Origin of the sequence: Bacillus sp. 005/A4HT-01/001, from assembly GCF_004634445.1 — a bacterium.
GTDB lineage: Bacteria > Bacillota > Bacilli > Bacillales > Bacillaceae > Bacillus > Bacillus altitudinis.
Map to the genome: position 1 here is coordinate 1 of NZ_SEIZ01000009.1, position 14,193 is coordinate 14,193.

The following is a 14,193-nucleotide window of genomic DNA, read 5'->3' on the forward strand; positions in this document are numbered from 1 at the left end:
GCCATGTCCAGCGTAAAATACATAAAGTTTTTATAAAAAATGTGAAAACCCCACTTTTACTTGAAGTAAAGGTGGGGGTTGTCTACGGTCTGAAAACCCCGCATCTGCGGGGTTTTCTCATTTAATGGAGCAACTTGGGGATGAGTTTTTCACTTTTGAACCGGTTTCTCCTAATAAGAGGTCACCGCCGGTTGAAAGAATGATTTCATCCGTTACTTGATTAGAAATTGTGTGCGCTACAAGCTGAAGCAGGGAATTAACCTCTGTTTGTGATTCTTTGAATTCTTGAATCACTGGGATCTCATCCAGTTCTTCTTGCAGGGCATCAATTTTTTCTTCCACTTGTTTTAAGGCTTCATGTTTGCCATAATGCTTTAAATTCACAGCTTGCTTTTGAAGCGCCTTAATTTGATTAATGATCGCTGCAATTTTTGTATTTTCATTGATTTGCGCTTCTGCTTTTTTGAAGAAATCAACTTCTTCTGTTTCAGAAATCATTTTCGCGAGCTCTCTTGCGCGCTCGACAATCTCTTTCTTTGAATAAAGCGTCATTTTAATTCACCTCGATAGCTTCTCCAACCATTTCTCCGTCAAGAGACCAAGTTTTGGCTTGTGTGATTTTCACTTTGACGATGTTGCCAATCGCTTCTTTTGGTGCTTTAAAATTCACAAGCTTGCTTTTACTTGTATATCCGGCTAGGATCTCAGGGTTGTTTTTACTTTCACCCTCTACTAATACTTCGACAGTCTGCCCTTCATATTCCTTCATTTTTTTCGCAGAAATTTCATTTACGAGTGCATTCAGGCGCTGCAGACGTTCTTTTTTGACACGCATTGGCACGTTGTCTTTCATATTGGCTGCTGGTGTTCCTTCTCTTGGAGAGTAAATGAACGTATAAGCCGCATCAAACTCAACCTCACGATAGAGGGAAAGCGTCTCTTCAAACTGCTCATCTGTTTCATTAGGGAAACCAACGATAATGTCCGTTGTTAATGAAGCATTTGGCATTGCCTCTTTGATTTTGCGCACTAGGTCAAGGTAACGTTCACGGTCGTATTTTCTTGCCATGAGTTTCAGCACAGAAGAACTTCCTGATTGAACCGGCAAATGAATATGATCGAGAAGGTTTCCGCCTTTGGCAAGCACTTCAATTAAGTGATCATCAAAGTCACGCGGGTGGCTTGTTGTAAAACGGATACGTGGAATATCGATTTTACGCAGCTCATCCATTAGGTGACCAAGACCATATTCCATGTCTTCAAAATCTTTTCCATACGCATTCACGTTTTGACCAAGAAGGGTAATTTCTTTATATCCTTCTGCTGCTAAGCGTCTGACCTCTTGAATAATTTCATCCGGACGGCGGCTTCTTTCCTTACCGCGCGTGTAAGGGACAATACAGTATGTACAGAATTTATCACAGCCGTACATAATATTCACCCAGCCCTTAATTTTTCCTTGGCGGGCTCTCGGAAGATTTTCAATCACATCGCCTTCTTTAGACCAAACCTCAATGACCATTTCTTTTGAAAGGTAGCATTCAGATAATAGCTCTGGCAGGCGGTGAATGTTGTGGGTACCGAAAATCAAGTCAACAAATGGGTGTTTCTTTAAAATACGGTTAACGACCGATTCTTCTTGCGACATGCATCCGCAGACGCCTAAGATTAAATCTGGCTTTTCACGCTTTAATGCTTTTAAATGACCAAGCTCTCCAAACACTTTGTTTTCTGCATTCTCACGAATGGCACAAGTGTTTAATAAGATGACATTCGCATCTTCAGTCGAATTTGTTGGTTCATAACCAAGCGCCATAAAAATACCAGCCATCACTTCTGTGTCATGCTCATTCATTTGACAGCCATATGTGCGAATATAAAACTTGCGGCCGTTCCCTAACCCTTGAAACCGCTCGTCAATTTGAAATTGATTGTATTCGACTTCTTCTTTACCCCGTTTTTTTGCATCTTTTAAGGAAGGCGGAATGTACACAGCTTCAAAATACTGGCTGTAGTCCTTCTCGGATTTTTTGTCCGATGAACTTACTTGTCCGCTCGCTTTTCTCTGCTCTTCATTCATGAATTTGTACTCCTTTCAAACCAAGCTCCACCCTACAGTATAGACTATTTTGTCGTGAAATGAAAATAAATTCATATGTGTTTTTTCTATGAAAAATGTCTATCATCTGGACAGTCATCAATACTCTTGATCAAAAGAAAAGAGAGCCTCAGCTCTCTCAATCAAGTATATTCAGTTTTTTTGCTTCTTCTTCGATGATTGTCAGTGCACGGTCAAGCTCTTCTTTTGTGTGCTCTGCTGTGATGATGGCTCTAATTCTCGCTTTTCCTTTCGCTACAGTTGGAAAAGCAATGCCTTGAGCGAAAACGCCGCGCTCGATTAATGCTTTTGAAAACCGGAAAGTGAGTGCCTCGTCTCCAATCATCATTGGAATAATAGGCGTTTCTGTTGGTGCCACCTCAAATCCAAGACCGATGACTTTTTCTTTAAAATAGGCCGCGTTCTCCCAAAGTGTTTCAATGCGTTCCGGTTCGTCTAACAGCACTTCAATGGCTTCTTCACAGGCTCTTGTGACAGCCGGCGGATGTGAGGTGCTGAATAAAAATGGTCTTGCTTTATGTTTTAAGTAGTCGATTAAAACGGCAGAACCAGCGACGTAACCGCCTAGCACACCAACTGCCTTACTAAGTGTGCCAACCTGAATATGCACTCTGCCGTCAAGTTGAAAATGATTCACTGTTCCGCGCCCATTTTCACCAAGTACTCCAGACGCATGGGCATCGTCTACCATCACAAAGGCATCATATGTTTCTGCAAGTCTTACAATCTCAGGAAGCGGTGCAATATCTCCATCCATTGAGAACACACCATCTGTCACGATAAGACGGACGCGGTAATTCATCGATTTCTTTAAAATTTTCTCAAGCTCTTCCATATTAGAATGAGCATATACTTTTTTATCTGCCTTTGTTAAGCGAATCCCATCGATGATTGATGCATGGTTCAGCTCATCTGAAATGACAATATCATCTTTTGTGAGAATACTGGATAAGACCCCTTGGTTGGTCGTAAAGCCTGATTGGAATACAAGGGCTGCCTCTGTCTTTTTAAAAGCTGCGAGCTTTTTTTCAAGCCGTTCATGCATTGTCATCGTTCCAGCAATGGTTCGTACAGATCCTGTTCCAGCACCGAATTCATCAATCGCCTCTTTTGCCGCTTTCATCAGCCTTGGATGTGAGGTGAGACCTAAGTAGTTATTTGAAGAGAGTTGTATGACGGATTGTTCATTTAGTGTCACCGTGGATGATTGTTTGGAATCGATTTCTTTCAGTGTTTGATGGGTGCCTTGCTGCTTCATTGTGTCTAATTCATCTTGTAAATACGTAAATTCTTTCATCATTTCGTCCCCCTTTGATATGATGGCATGATCAGTACGACCTTCCCGCACATACCATTTCTCATGAGTTCAAATCCCTTTTCAAAATCTTCAAACGGCAGCGTATGAGTGATAACCGGCTGTACATCAATGGTATTCGTTCTTAAAAGTTCAGATACTTGACGCCACGTCTCAAACATTTTTCTCCCCGTGATCCCTTGCACGGTTAATCCCCTAAAAACAATTTGATTCGTAATGTCAATGGTTACCGGCCGCTCTGGCAAACTTAGTATATTCACTTTCCCTCCATTTGCACAAGCTTCGAGTGCTTGATTAATCGCAACGGGATGTCCTGACATCTCACACATCACGTCTGCCCCTTCCATCCGCGTGAGCTGCTTGATCATGGCAACAGGATCATCTTTTCCGATATCCACGATATGATCTGCACCCATTTTACGGGCAAGATCCAGTCTGTATTCATTTTTATCAACAGCGAACACTTGGACAGCCCCGGAGGCTTTTGCAACCGCAATCGCCATTAAACCAATGGGCCCGCAGCCAAAAACCGCCACTGACTTTCCTGAAACAGGTGTATGCAGAACTGTATGAACAGCATTTCCAAGCGGTTCTTGAATAGATGCAAGTTCCACTGGCATTTGAGCTGGATTATGCCACACATTTTGTTCTGGTACTTTGACATATTCAGCAAAACAGCCATCAATGTCGACCCCTAAAATTTTCGTTTCGCTGCACAAATGCTGCTGACCCGTTAAACACATATAACACTGATTACAGACAATATGCGTCTCAGCCGATACAAAGTCCCCTACTTTTGCTCGTGAGACTTGGTTCCCCGTTTTGACAACTTCCCCTGTGAATTCATGACCAAAAATGTACGGTGCTTTGACTCTCCCCTTCGCCCAATCATCCCAATTATAAATATGCACATCCGTTCCGCATATTGATGTAGCCTTTACCTGGATGAGCACTTCATGATCCCTTATTTCTGGAATCGGCATTTCCATCATCGCCGCTCCGTAAGCGCTTTCTTTTTTAACAATCGATTTCATCGTTCCACACATGACGTACAACCCCTTTGTTAAAAAACTTCTCCCAATCCGATCTTATCATGTCTTATTTTAGGCGTAAATACCACTGTCTTTCAGGAGAAGACAAATGAACACTCCACATATTTTTTTAGGTATTTTTCTAAAAAAAAAGCAAATCTCCTTTTATTCGGAGATTTGCTTTTAAGTTGTCAGCGTTTTTTTGAAACGGCTACATATAAAGCCGGCACAATCAGTAGTGTCAGAATCGTTGAGAAAAAGACACCTGATACGATGCAGATCGCTAGCGGCTTAAAGAGTGGGTCATTACTTAAAGCAACGGGCATAAGAGCGACAAGTGCTGTAAATGCTGTCAGCAAAATAGGTCTAATCCTTGCTCTCCCCGCTTCAATCACAGCTGCCTGTTGATCGAGACCTTGCTTGCGCCGCTGTTCAATAAATTCAAACAAAACGACTGCATTTCGGACAACAATACCTGCCAATGATACAATCCCCATTGTGGCCATAAAGCTAAACGGCGTTTGAGTGACAAATAGTCCAATAATGGCGCCGGATATCGCTAAGTAAACCGTTCCAAGAACTAAAAGCGGAAGCAGGAGTGAATTGAACTGGAAAGCGATGGTCACATAAATGAGCAGAAGGACTACCCCAAATAAGAGACTAATTTCAATAAAGAATTGAGTTTGATCTTCATTTTCTCCGCCCTGAGAAATGGTCAAATTCTTCGCCGCATCGCTTTTCCCAACTTCATTTACGACTTCCGTCATATCGTCTTTAAACGTATCTGATGCACCAGGATATGCCTTTAACGTGATCGTCGGCATCCCGTTTTCATGCGGAATGCTTTCAAATTGCTCTGTTTCTTTTTCTTTTACGTATCGGCTAAGCGGCTCAAGCTGAGGCATGCCCTCCTCATTTGCACTCACAGGCACCTTGATGTCTTTTAGCTTCAGTCCGTTTTGATGTGTGCTCATGTCTTGTTTCACTACGAGGTCGATGTCATCTGTTCCTTGTTTAAAGGTGCCTAATGGAATTCCTTCTGTAACAAGGCCGAGCTGTCTGCTGACAAACTGAGCAGTGAGCCCATCCTCTGCCATTCGGTCACGATTTAATTCAAATGAGATGGTTTTCACCGGCTGATTGACATCGTCTGTGATCAGGCTCGCTCCGCTTTCTTTCATTTCTTTTGTGAGCTTCTCTTTCACATCAACGAGTTTTGAAAATTGTTCTCCTGCAACAGTGACGGTCACAGGCGCTCCCGTTGGTGGTCCTTGAACAATGGTTTTCATAAAGATATCAGCATCTTTAAATTTCTTTCGCAATGGCTCTGTCATACGATCGATCAATGCCTTGCTTGTCATCTGCTCATTGTCTACTCTGACAACAACCTGACCCGTATGATCACTTGCGTTTGAGATACTTTCATTAAACAAGTTCGGCACTCCGCCGCCTGCAAAAATGGCCGTCTCTTCAATGCCTTTTTGCTGTTTGATCTCTTGTTCAATTTTCTCTAATGTTTCATTCGTTTTATCTAAGGTTATTTCACTTGGCAGTGTCACAGTGACAACCACCTCTTTCTTATTCGCCGCAGGGAAAAACTCAAATGGTGTGGCGAAAATAAGCAAAAAGGCAAGTGTGGCAACGAGCAAACCACTTAATCCAATGAGAAGTGGTCGCTTCACGATGTTTGTCAGTATTCGATCTGCATAAAAATCGGCTAATCTTTTTAATGGTTTGCCTAAAAAGCCCGGTTCTTTTTGAATCTTCTTGTTCTTTCTTTTTCGGTTTGCTGTATATTGATACACGGGCACAAGTGTCAATGAAATGACCATTGACGCAAGTACAGTTGTGACTAGAACAGACGGTAACGCTCGAATAAATGAACCGTTCGCACCAGAAAGGAAAACAAGCGGCAAGAAGGCAAAGACAACAGCCAGTGTTGACGTCAAAATGGATCCAGCCACTTCTTTTACACCTGCAATTGTTCCTTTAAGCGGACTTTCGTATTTTTTCATCTGCCTTAAAATATTATCGTTGACGACAATGGCGTCATCTACAAGTATCCCTAGCGCAATGATAAAGCCAATAATTGAAATTTGATTAAGGTCCACTTGTAAAAACGGCAGCGGGATGGTTCCGATCGTTATGGATAGCGGAATCGCAAGTGAAACGATAAACGCACCACCAATGGTTAGACCAAGTGTGGTGACGACAATGACGGCGATGACGGCCACGATCGCTTCTTTGATTAAATCGTTAAAAATGGCATCTACTTCACTTTTTTGTGAATAGTAGTCTATCCAATCCACACCATTTGGCAGCTCTTTCTCTTTTTCAATGACCGCACTGACTTTGTCATACATTTTAGGAATATCCAGTCCTGGCTTGATATTGACTGTAAATGAATAGGCTGGCTTTCCGTTATATGAAACGATATCACTTTTCTCTTTTTCTACTTCTTTTAAACGACCAAGCTGACCGATTGTAACAGGCTCTCGGCTCATTTTTGAGAAGATCTCAATCTTTTTGATTTGATCTAAACGATCATAGGCATCAATGGACAGCTTGACCTTTTCTCCAGCTGCCTGGACGTCACCTAGAGGGGATGTGTCAAATTCTTGATTGATGGCATTTGTGACATCAGTCACGTTTAACCCGTTATCCTCCAGTTTACTTGAATCCAAGTTCAATATTGCTTGTTTGTCATTGAACCCTTTGATGACGACTCCATCAACACCTTTGATGTCCTCCACTTTTTCTTTTAACGCACGCAGCGATTCCTGACTTTTTGCTAAATCAGATGAGTTACTTGCTACAATCATATAAGAACCAACTGGCACGTTGCCAAACTCATCCTTTACATCTGGCTCCATCACACCATCTGGAAAAGAAGAGGCGGCATTTGTGGTTTCACTCTTGATTTGACTTGCCACCTTTTGAAAATCGGCTTGATCATCAATTTCAAGCACAATATTTGAGAAACCAATAGCAGAAACAGAGCTTGTCTTCTCTACACCATTGATATCAGAAATGGCCGACTCAAGCTTATTGGTGACATCACTTTCTACCTGTTTTGCATCTGCACCAGGGAAAACAGTCGAAATGGTTACAATATTCGCTTGAAACTCTGGCAGTTCTCGTTTAGGAAGCTGTGTAAACAAATAACCTCCAGCAATGAGAACGATAAAAAATAAAATAAAAACAAGCTTTCCTCTTTTTAAAAAAGCTTCAACCATTATTTCACCTACTTAAATATTTATTTTTGATGAAGTATTTTCAACTTAATCTTAATTTATCATCATGGTGAAAAAATGCAAGCTCTAATATGTCATTTTCTATCTATTTTGTGAAAGAAATATGTTATATGAGAAATGTATAGCGGTAAACAAAAACAACCTGCTTACATGATGTAAGCAGGTTGAAAATAATAAAATTAGAATTATCGTGGTTCAACAATCAGTTTGATTGCTGTTCTTTCTTCTCCATCGATAAGAATGTCAGTAAAGGCTGGAATGCATATCAAATCCACTCCGCTAGGCGCAACAAATCCCCTTGCAATGGCGACAGCCTTGACCGCCTGATTCAGTGCTCCAGCGCCGATAGCCTGTATTTCTGCTGCACCGCGTTCACGTAAAACGCCGGCTAATGCTCCTGCTACTGAATTTGGATTTGACTTTGCTGAAACTTTTAAAATTTCCATTTTTGCTCCCCCTTAAATTTACAATGGATAAGTGAGTGTTCATTAGAACAATCTTTGTTAGATGTTGCTATTTTTTTGAAAATCCATCCCCAAAATGTTTTTCAAAAATAGCAGGCTACCTACCATTTTTACTATATTCACGATAGAGGGCGCATATTCCTTCTTTCTGATTAATATTTTTCTGAAATAAATATGTGAATATTTATTCAAAGAAAATATGGTCATCATTTATCAAAATTCGATCAATTTTGACAGCTTTTTTCGACGGTTCGTCAATTTCTACGATCACTGCACTTAATGTCGTGCGGCCTTCTGCAATTTCAAAACGGACAGGAAGGCTCGTTTTAAATCGTTTAATAATCGTTTCCCGATCAACACCTAAAATGCCGTCATAAGGACCAGTCATGCCAACATCCGAAATATAAGCAGTTCCTTTTGGCAAGACGCGGTTATCTGCTGTTTGAACATGTGTATGTGTTCCAACGACACATGATGCACGGCCATCTGTATACCAACCCATTGCTTGCTTTTCACTTGTGGCTTCACCATGAAAATCAATAAAAATAAACGGTGTACGTTTTGAAGCTTCTGCTATAAGCTCATCTACTTTTTGAAATGGGCAGTCAATCGGAGGTAAAAATGTGCGGCCTTGCAAGTTGATGACAGCTAGTTCTTTACCTTGTTTTTTAATAAAAGTAAGCCCTTTCCCTGGTGTACCTTGCGGGAAGTTTGCCGGACGAACAATATGGGGTGCATCATCGATGAAATCGAAAATGTCTCTTTTATCCCATGTATGGTTCCCCATCGTGAGCACATCAGCCCCAGCTTGAAGCAGCTCGTGATAGATTTTTTCAGTAAGGCCTTTCCCATGAGCCGCATTTTCTCCATTGACAATCGTAAAGTGCGGCTGATATTTTTTCTTTAGCTTTGGCAAGTAATCTTTCAGTGTATCTCTGCCAGGTGAACCAACGATATCTCCAACAAATAATATTTTCATACGTTTTGAACCCTTTCTCTTATAAAATGATCTTCTTATCAGTGTTGCATATTTACACAAAAAAATAAAGCGGCGCTAAGCGCACCGCTCTATTTTGCATACTCTACTGCGCGAGTTTCTCGAATAACTGTCACTTTAATGTGACCAGGGTAATCGAGCTCGTCCTCAATCCGCTTACGAATATCCCTTGCTAGACGGTGAGCTTCAAGATCATTAATTGAATCTGGCTTCACCATAATACGCACTTCACGTCCAGCTTGTATCGCAAACGATTTTTCAACACCTTCATAAGATTCAGAGATGTCTTCTAATTTCTCAAGTCTCCGAATGTAATTTTCAAGCGTCTCACTTCTTGCACCAGGGCGTGCTGCAGATAATGCATCGGCTGCCGCAACAAGAACAGCGATAATAGATGTCGGTTCTTGGTCACCATGGTGAGATGCAATACTGTTGATGACAACAGGATGCTCTTTATATTTCGTCGCAAGCTCAACGCCAATTTCCACGTGGCTTCCTTCTACTTCATGATCAATGGCTTTTCCAATGTCATGCAGAAGACCTGCTCGTTTTGCAAGCTTTGCATCTTCTCCAAGCTCTGAAGCCATGAGACCTGCAAGATGTGCAACCTCAATTGAATGCTTCAGGACATTTTGTCCATAACTTGTACGGAATTTTAAGCGACCGAGAATTTTGATGAGATCCGGATGCAAACCGTGAACTCCGACTTCAAATGTCGTTTGCTCACCCATCTCGCGGATATAATCATCGACTTCACGGCGTGATTTTTCCACCATTTCTTCAATTCGTGCAGGATGAATACGTCCATCCTGGACTAGCTTGTCCAGAGCTATCCTCGCTGTTTCACGTCTTATCGGATCAAAGCCCGATAAGATGACAGCTTCAGGTGTATCATCAATGATCAGGTCAATACCTGTTAACGTTTCTAACGTACGGATATTTCGTCCTTCACGTCCGATAATACGACCTTTCATCTCATCATTTGGAAGATTGACTACAGATACCGTTGTTTCAGCTACATGATCAGCTGCACAACGCTGTAACGCAAGTGAAAGAATGTTTTTCGCTTTTTTATCAGCCTCTTCTTTCGCCCGGTTTTCAGATTCTTTCGTCATGACTGCAATGTCGTGGGAAAGCTCATTTTCAACTTGATCCAGAATGATTTGTTTCGCTTCATCTCGAGTTAGACTAGAAATACGCTCCAACTCAGCTTTCTGCAAACGAATCATATCATCCACTTTGCTTTCCATCTCTTCAATATGTTGTTGTCGTTCATTCAGAGAATGATCTCTCTTCTCCAACAGGGACTCCCGTTTATCTAAAGATTCGTCCTTGCGATCAAGATTTTCCTCTTTTTGAAGTAAACGGTTTTCTTGTCTTTGAAGCTCATTACGTCTTTCACGAACTTCTTGCTCCGCCTCTACACGAAACGAATGAATTTCATCTTTCGCTTCTAAGAGCGCTTCTTTCTTCAATGCTTCCGCATCACGCTTTGCATCCTCAACAATTTGTTCGGCCATGTTTCTTGCGCCGGATATTTTTGCTTCTGCAATGGTTTTACGAACAAAGTAGCCAACAACTAAACAGATTAGGCTCAGCAAAATGGAGATGATCGTAAACATCGTAGGCGACATATTTTCACCTCCTCTTGCTATGAACTTGGTTTTACAAATAAAGTGTCGGCATGTACATTGTTTTGTGTCTCAACATACAGGGCCTTCACAGGGAATGAGATCCTCACTGCCCTTGTCAAGTTTAAATTAGTTATCAATCATGTTAAGAAAAACAAGTGATACATTCCCATTGTAATTGTGTCGGAAATACTTGTCAAGCTAGTCAGACTGAGGCGTAAGTCGTTATTTCAAGCAAAGACAGAACTTTTGACCCGCTAGCTGTTATGTAATTGTAAAAAAAAGACGCTTTTCAGCGTCTTTTTAGTCATTCAATTCCAATTCTTCTTGTCCTTCTTCGTCAGTTGATTTCACTCCGTTTGTATCCAAACCGTAGTGCTCCCTGATCTGCTCTTGAATCATAAGAAGAATGTCTTTATTCTCTTTTAGGAATTGCTTCGCATTTTCACGTCCTTGTCCAAGACGTTCCTCTTGATAAGAATACCAAGCCCCGCTCTTTTGTACGATATCTAGTTCGCTTCCAAGGTCGATGATTTCTCCCTCTTTCGAGATACCTTCACCGTACATAATGTCTACTTCGGCAATACGGAATGGCGGTGCCACTTTGTTTTTCACAACTTTAATTCTCGTTTTGTTCCCCATGATGTCGTTCCCTTGTTTCAACTGTTCAGCACGGCGTACTTCTAAACGAACAGATGAATAGAACTTAAGTGCACGTCCACCAGGCGTTGTTTCAGGATTACCAAACATAACCCCTACTTTTTCACGAATTTGGTTAATAAAGATCGCAATTGTTTTTGATTTGTTGATAGCACCAGATAGTTTACGAAGTGCTTGAGACATCAAACGTGCTTGAAGACCAACGTGTGAATCTCCCATGTCTCCTTCGATCTCTGCTTTTGGTACAAGAGCAGCTACTGAGTCAATGACAACAATATCAACTGCACCACTACGAACAAGTGCTTCTGCAATTTCAAGTGCTTGTTCTCCTGTATCCGGCTGAGAAAGTAACAACTCATCAATGTTGACACCTAATTTTTGAGCGTAAACTGGATCTAGCGCATGCTCCGCATCGATAAATGCAGCTTGTCCTCCCTGCTGCTGAACCTCAGCAATCGCATGAAGTGCTACTGTCGTTTTACCAGAACTCTCTGGACCATATACTTCAATAATACGGCCGCGAGGGTATCCACCTATTCCAAGCGCAGTATCAAGTGCTAACGAACCACTAGGTACTGTTGAAATACGTGTATCTGTTTGCTCTCCTAGTTTCATAATAGAGCCTTTACCAAACTGTTTTTCTATTTGTTTAAGAGCCATATCTAAGGCTGCTTGACGATCACTCATTCTATTGTTTCCTCCTTTATCAATTCCACTATCTATACTATACCTTGTTTTACGTCATTTGCCAAGAAAAAAACGAACACATATTCGATTTTTTCTTGGCAGATTATTTAAGAAAAGAACTGTTTCTATTAGAAAAAACGCTCTTTTATAAAGGAGTAAACCTCATAAAAAACAAAATTAACTTTCTTTTAATAATTTGAGAAGGTGGTGCAAACCATATTTCACAGCACGCTTGCGAATGCCTGATCGACTGCCAGTAAACATCCATTCAAACACGTCTGTCTGATCTTTTGTCGATAGCCCGATAAATACTTTTCCAACCGGCTGTCCTTCGTGTGGTTCAGGACCTGCCACACCTGTAAAGCTAATACCGATATCGCTTCCCGTCAGTTTTCTAACGCCTTCTGCGAGCTCTAAAGCACACTCTTTGCTGACAGCACCATGAGAAGACAATGTTTCTTCACGGCAGCCCAGCACTTGCTGCTTGACTTGATTTGTGTAACAAACCACACTGCCGTTTAAAATGGATGATGCCCCTTCAAGATCTGTCAGCCACTCTGAAAACATACCACCAGTCAGGCTTTCAGCCGCTGCTACTGTTTTCCCGTGTTCATGCAAGGCCTTTGAAGCTTCAAAGGCAAGAGATGTATCACCATATCCGTAGAAGTACTCGCCGACCCGTTCTAAAATTTGTGCTTCTGTTTCTTTTAACAGACGCTCTGTTTCTTTTTCATCCTCATGCTTGGCTGTCAGCCTTAGCGTCACTTCCCCGTCAGCTGCAAGCGGTGCAATCGTTGGATTGGTCTGTGCATCAATTAAATCTTCAAGATCTGTTTCGAGTTGAGATTCACCGATGCCAAAGAAACGCAAGACAACAGACACGATTTTTTCCTTTAGGCCGAGTTTTTCAGAAATAAGCGGCTTCGCTTCGTTTTCAAACATCGGGTGCAATTCACTTGGCGGTCCAGGGAGCAGAATGTAAAACGTATCTCCCTCTTGTATAAACATACCAGGTGCCATTCCGAAACGGTTTACGAGCACATCAGATCCCTCTAGAACGAGCGCCTGTTTACGGTTGTTCGGCGACATATCACGTCCGGTTTTACGGAAGTACTCTTGAATAGACTCAAATGCTTCTTCATTTAGCACAAGCTCTTTATCGAGCGTATTTGCAATGGTTTCTTTTGTTAAATCATCTTTCGTTGGTCCAAGACCCCCTGAGAAGATAATAAAATTCGATCTTTCCTGTGCCACTTGAATGGCCCTTTTTAAACGCTCTGGATTGTCACCAACTGCTGTGTGGTAATAAACATTCACACCAATTTCAGCTAGTTGTTTGCTGATGAATTGTGCATTCGTATTCGTAATTTGCCCTAGCAAAAGTTCGGAACCGACTGCAATAATTTCTGCTTTTATCTCTGACTTCAAAGCGTACACGTCCTTTTTAGTTAGAATTCTTTAAGGCTTCCCAGTTTTTCGCAAAGTAATCCCAGCCTGAGACAACAGTGAAGAACACCGCTACCCACATGGCAAGATCACCAAATGGGAATGATACAAGTTCAAACGGCAGGTTATGCAAAAGAAGTGCCGAAATCGCAATGATTTGCGCCCACGTCTTCACTTTTCCAAGCATATTGGCTGCGACCACTTCACCGCCTCCAGCTAAGACAAGCCTTAGGCCTGTTACAGCAAATTCGCGGCTAATGATCACAATTGCCATCCATGCCGGTGTGAGGTTGTATTGAACAAGTATAATTAAAGCCGCTGAAACAAGCAATTTATCTGCAAGCGGATCTAAAAACTTACCAAAGTTTGTGACTAAATTGAGCTTACGTGCATAGTAACCATCAATCCAGTCGGTTGTCGAAGCGACAATAAACAAGATCGCTCCAACAAGGTGAGTGACTTCGATGCTGACGTCACCAAAGCGCGCAACACCCCAATCTAATGGAGCAAGCATAATCAACATAAACACAGGAATCAAGGCGATCCTAGAAAGAGTAATTTTATTCGGTAAGTTAAACATGAATTCCAA

The 14,193-nt window shown here is 41.6% G+C and carries 11 protein-coding genes; all 11 read right to left on the minus strand.

Annotated features, from left to right (window positions below; translation table 11 throughout):
* Positions 1 to 117: 117 nt before the first annotated feature.
* The 11 genes from ricA to pgsA all read right to left on the minus strand — a co-directional run bounded on the left by ricA (position 118) and on the right by pgsA (position 14,184).
* A complete protein-coding gene (ricA, locus tag ES896_RS18455) occupies positions 118 to 552 on the minus strand; it encodes a regulatory iron-sulfur-containing complex subunit RicA (RefSeq protein ID WP_008344661.1) in 435 nt (144 codons plus the stop codon).
* A 1-nt stretch (position 553) separates the two neighbouring features.
* Complete coding sequence (miaB, locus tag ES896_RS18460) at positions 554 to 2,080, minus strand: tRNA (N6-isopentenyl adenosine(37)-C2)-methylthiotransferase MiaB (protein ID WP_007499471.1); 1,527 nt, start codon at positions 2,078 to 2,080, stop codon at positions 554 to 556.
* A 157-nt stretch (positions 2,081 to 2,237) separates the two neighbouring features.
* Positions 2,238 to 3,419 carry a glycine C-acetyltransferase gene (locus tag ES896_RS18465; RefSeq protein WP_123766738.1) on the minus strand — a complete coding sequence of 394 codons (1,182 nt, stop codon included), beginning with the start codon at positions 3,417 to 3,419 and terminating at the stop codon, positions 2,238 to 2,240.
* Complete coding sequence (gene tdh, locus ES896_RS18470; RefSeq protein WP_135227151.1) at positions 3,416 to 4,480, minus strand: L-threonine 3-dehydrogenase; 1,065 nt, start codon at positions 4,478 to 4,480, stop codon at positions 3,416 to 3,418. Before tdh ends, ES896_RS18465 begins: the two co-directional genes overlap by 4 nt.
* Positions 4,481 to 4,656: 176 nt before the next feature.
* Positions 4,657 to 7,701, minus strand: coding sequence for an efflux RND transporter permease subunit (locus tag ES896_RS18475; protein WP_135227152.1), 3,045 nt, complete (start codon positions 7,699 to 7,701; stop codon positions 4,657 to 4,659).
* A 203-nt stretch (positions 7,702 to 7,904) separates the two neighbouring features.
* Positions 7,905 to 8,165, minus strand: a complete 261-nt coding sequence (spoVS, locus tag ES896_RS18480; protein WP_003211281.1) for a stage V sporulation protein SpoVS — start codon at positions 8,163 to 8,165, stop codon at positions 7,905 to 7,907.
* Positions 8,166 to 8,367: 202 nt separating this feature from the next.
* Positions 8,368 to 9,162: a TIGR00282 family metallophosphoesterase gene (locus tag ES896_RS18485; RefSeq protein WP_135227153.1), complete on the minus strand. Its 795-nt coding sequence runs from the start codon at positions 9,160 to 9,162 to the stop codon at positions 8,368 to 8,370.
* A gap of 89 nt (positions 9,163 to 9,251) precedes the next feature.
* The gene (gene rny / locus ES896_RS18490; protein ID WP_003211958.1) at positions 9,252 to 10,814 is read right to left on the minus strand and encodes a ribonuclease Y; all 1,563 of its coding nucleotides are present in this window, start codon (positions 10,812 to 10,814) and stop codon (positions 9,252 to 9,254) included.
* A gap of 300 nt (positions 10,815 to 11,114) precedes the next feature.
* Positions 11,115 to 12,158: a recombinase RecA gene (gene recA / locus ES896_RS18495; protein ID WP_007499478.1), complete on the minus strand. Its 1,044-nt coding sequence runs from the start codon at positions 12,156 to 12,158 to the stop codon at positions 11,115 to 11,117.
* 177 nt (positions 12,159 to 12,335) lie between these two features.
* Positions 12,336 to 13,586, minus strand: a complete 1,251-nt coding sequence (locus ES896_RS18500) for a competence/damage-inducible protein A (protein ID WP_135227154.1) — start codon at positions 13,584 to 13,586, stop codon at positions 12,336 to 12,338.
* A 16-nt stretch (positions 13,587 to 13,602) separates the two neighbouring features.
* Positions 13,603 to 14,184, minus strand: a complete 582-nt coding sequence (gene pgsA, locus ES896_RS18505) for a CDP-diacylglycerol--glycerol-3-phosphate 3-phosphatidyltransferase (protein WP_008344688.1) — start codon at positions 14,182 to 14,184, stop codon at positions 13,603 to 13,605.
* Positions 14,185 to 14,193: the final 9 nt, after the last annotated feature.